Genomic DNA, 3,428 nt, shown 5'->3' with positions numbered 1-3,428 from the left:
GCCCGCCCCCCGCCCTGCACCCCTATTTTTAGCTCTCGGGGTGTACCTCTTCGCCCCCCCCCCCCCGCCCCCCCGCGCCCGGGGGGGGGGGGGCCCCACTTCTCACCGTGCTGGCGGGGCGCGGTCGCCTAGTCGGCGTACTGGCGCAGACCCGGAATGGTCAGGTTGCCGCCGAACTGGCCGGCCTGGACCACCTTCACCTTGGTGAAGTAGATGATCGGGATGTCCAGCGGCGGCGGATTCTCCGGGGAGAACGTCACCGGGAGCAGCCCCAGCAGGTTGCCGGAGATGGACTCGGTGTACATCACCGTGTCGCCGCCGCGAATGGTGGACGTGGTGCCCTTGCCCGCCACCGCGTGGTGCGTCTTCTTGTTCTGCGTGTCGTGCACGACCTGGTGCAGGTCGCCGATGTCCGTGCCGTCCTTGACGACGTACTTCAGCACCTTCTTGACGGTGCCGTTGGCCGTCTTCACCTTGACGACGCCCTCGTACTTGGCGCCCTTGAGCAGCAGCGAGCTGGCCTGCAGCTCCCACGGCTGGTCGGGCAGCGCCACGATGTTCTCGAGGCCGCCCTCCTCGTCGGTGGCGACGGGGCAGTCCTCGGGGTCGATCGCGGGCTCCTCGGCCGTCTCCTCGACGGCCTCGCCCTCCTCGGCGGCCTTCTCGTCCTCCGCGGCCTTCTCCAGGGCCTTGGCGGTCTCCTCGACGGCCTCCTTGGGAGCGTCGGCGGCCTTCTCGGAGTCCGCTTCCTTCCCCGCGTCGGAGTCCGCCTCGGCGCCGTCCTCCGCGGAGTCGGCGGGAGCCGTCTCCTCTTCGGTCTCGGCGGGCTCGGTGGCCGGCTCCTCGGCCTCGGCGGCGTCGTCCTGCTGGGCGTCGGGGCCGTCGAGCAGGTCGCCGAGGGCGTTGCCGATGTCCTCGAGGACGTTCGGCTTGTCGGCCTCCTGCTCGGCGGGGGCCGGCTCCTCGGGTGCGGGGTCGGCCGGCGCGGGCTCCTCGGGGGCGGGCTCGGTCGGCCCGGGCTCTTCCGGCTCCGGCTCCTCGGAGGCCGGGGGCTTGTCGCCGCCCGTGTCCTCGTCCTGGTCGCCGGGCGCGGGCTTCTCCTCGCCGGTCTCCGGGGTCTTGTCGTCCTCGGGGGCGTCGCCCTTCTCGGCCTCCTCCAGCACCTCGACGCAGGCCTGGAACTCCTCCGCGGTCAGGGAGCCCTTGGGAAGGTCGGGCCGGTCGTCGGCCTGGGCGAGCGTCGGCGTGAAGCCCATGCCCATGAGGACCGCGGTCGGCATGGCGGCGATGGCCATCACCTTGCCGCCGGGGATGCGGACCCGGGCGCGCAGCGGCTTCCTGGGCGCCGCGTGGCGGGGCCCCGTTCTCGCGTCCGACTCGTCCACGGCCGGGCCGTGGACCTCCTCGTCAGCCGGCACTGTGCCTCCCGTTCACCTCGTTGGCCGGGTTGGTGCTTGACAGTTCGTCCCACTCGTCGGCGGGACGGCGCGCCTCGGGGAGCCGTGCGTTGACGGTGCCGAAGCCGTGCTCGTCCTGCGCGGCGTCGTCCTTCGCGAACGACACGGCCGCGGCGGCGTGCTCCGGCTCACCGGCGAGCGGTTCGGCGTCGGCCGTCCGCTCGGTCTCCTCCGGACGGCCCGGCGCCCAGGCGATCGCCATGGCGCCGCCGATCAGCGAGAACAGGAAGCCGATGAAGAAGCCGCCGAGGTTGGACACCGGGATGGAGACCAGGCCCAGCAGGATCGCCGCGACACCGCAGAAGATCTGGATGTGCCGCTGGAACCACAGACACAGACCCAGCACCCCGAGCAGCACGCCGATGATCAGCGAGCCGGCCCCGGCGGTGGTGGCCATGGTCATGGTGAGGTTGCCGATGTGCAGGTCGGCGTAGGGGAAGTACCCGATGGGCAGACCGGCGATCATGACGAACAGGCCGGCCCAGAACGGCCGCGTGCCCCGCCACGTGCGGAAGTTCCGCCGGATGACCCGAAGGCGTTCGCGGCCCGGCGCGGCAGGAGTCTCGGCGCTCATGGAAAACAGCTCCCTGGAACGGCGTTGCCGTGATGAGTGTGATGGTGCGTGGTGCTGGGACGAGCGGGGGAGCCGTGAGGCTCCCTCGCCCGTCAGCGAGTGCTCAGTAGCACTCGTGGACACCCGGCTTCAGCGACAGCTTCAGGTTGCTGAGGTTGAAGGTGCCGGCGGTGGTCGCCCACGCGGTCTGCTTCACACCGGTGAGGGTGGCCTCGCTGGCGTGCTGGGCGAAACCGTTGGCGTTGGTGCCCGCGGCGAGCTCGGGACCCTTGGTGGCCTGACCGGCCGCCACACCGATGTCGATGTTGCGGAACTCGGCCGAGGTGGTCTCGAGGCTCTCGACGTCGAGGTACAGGTTCTCGGCGTGGACCGGCTTCTCACCGGTACCCGCGGTCAGCCGGAGGCTGACGTTGCCGAAGACCGGCACGTGCGGCGTCACGACGGACTGGCACATGTTGGTGATGTCGGCGCTCTTGAAGGCGGAGACGGCGACCGGGTGGAGCGCCTTGTTGCCTTCGAGGTCGACACCCTGGGCCAGGGAGCCGTACTGGTTGAAGCCCTTGCCTTCGAGCCGGTCGGTCGTCACCTTGAACGACTGGCCGGAGACGCTGAACGACGCGGCGAGCGCGCCCTGGGCCAGGCCGACGCCTATCGCGGCCGTGGCGGCGATGCTGGGCACCATGACGACGGCGAACCGCTTCCATCTGGTACCGCCGCGCAGCTGGGACTGCATATGTCCTCCTTCTCGGACGTACATCTCCTGGTCCCGGCTGCCGCCGAAGGCGGCCCGGGCCGGGCAGGGATGGGAGAAGTGCTACGTCCTCGGGAAGGAGAGCGCCTGTTTCTCGTACAGCGCGGTATGCGCCCGAATCACCGGCGATCACCCCCGAGCGACAACCACTGGTCGCACCGGACAGGTGGTCTGGTGCGACCTTTTCGGACAGGCTCCGCCGCGGGCGGAGACCCCCCTGTCCTGGACGCGGCGTCTCGGTGACGCCACGCCTGCCCGGTGGGGACCCTGTGTTCCGTGCTCCCGATTGGTTGTCGGGGACACGGAAGAGGACCGAGCGTCGCCGATCGTTGTGCATTCTGCGCGCCCCCGCAAGGGGTCTCGTTACCCGCTGGTAACGGTGAGATGGCCGTGGATCACCCGTCTCGCCCCGGTCCACGACGGAGGGTGGCGGTCCATCCCGTGACAAAGCCGGGCAAAGCGCGGCGGAGCCGGGCAGGATGGTCGGCAAGATTTACTGCCAGTAACAGCTGGGTGTTTTCCCAAGATTTGGCAAAGCGTGGCCGCAACGCGTCCCTCGGGCGGCTCTCTTCACGCCGGCCACATGTTTTCCCCGCACCTTTGAGGCCGAAACGGCCGGGGCGGGACGGAAGTCGACGACTTCCGT

At 70.3% G+C, this 3,428-nt stretch carries 3 protein-coding genes; all 3 read right to left on the bottom strand.

Going from position 1 to position 3,428, the window contains the following annotated elements; translation table 11 throughout:
* Positions 1–128: 128 nt before the first annotated feature.
* A complete protein-coding gene (locus tag ACFRAV_RS25720; protein WP_382558621.1) occupies positions 129–1,418 on the bottom strand; it encodes a hypothetical protein in 1,290 nt (429 codons plus the stop codon).
* Complete coding sequence (locus tag ACFRAV_RS25715) at positions 1,408–2,031, bottom strand: DUF6114 domain-containing protein (RefSeq protein ID WP_351111835.1); 624 nt, start codon at positions 2,029–2,031, stop codon at positions 1,408–1,410. The genes ACFRAV_RS25720 and ACFRAV_RS25715 overlap by 11 nt, the downstream gene beginning before the upstream one ends.
* 103 nt (positions 2,032–2,134) lie before the next feature.
* Positions 2,135–2,764 (bottom strand): DUF6230 family protein, encoded by a 630-nt coding sequence (locus ACFRAV_RS25710; RefSeq protein WP_351111837.1) that lies wholly within the window; start codon positions 2,762–2,764, stop codon positions 2,135–2,137.
* Positions 2,765–3,428 lie beyond the last annotated feature (664 nt).

It is taken from the genome of Streptomyces sp. NPDC056600 (assembly GCF_042792855.1).
Lineage (GTDB): Bacteria > Actinomycetota > Actinomycetes > Streptomycetales > Streptomycetaceae > Streptomyces.
Note: the sequence above shows the minus strand (reverse complement) of the source record. Positions and strands in the feature narration are given on the sequence as shown.

Bases quoted from the DNA above. Each gene is read 5' to 3' on its own strand.
- ACFRAV_RS25715 (WP_351111835.1), bottom strand. From the start codon at position 2,031: ATGAGCGCCGAGACTCCTGCCGCGCCGGGCCGCGAACGCCTTCGGGTC.
- ACFRAV_RS25710 (WP_351111837.1), bottom strand. From the start codon at position 2,764: ATGCAGTCCCAGCTGCGCGGCGGTACCAGATGGAAGCGGTTCGCCGTC.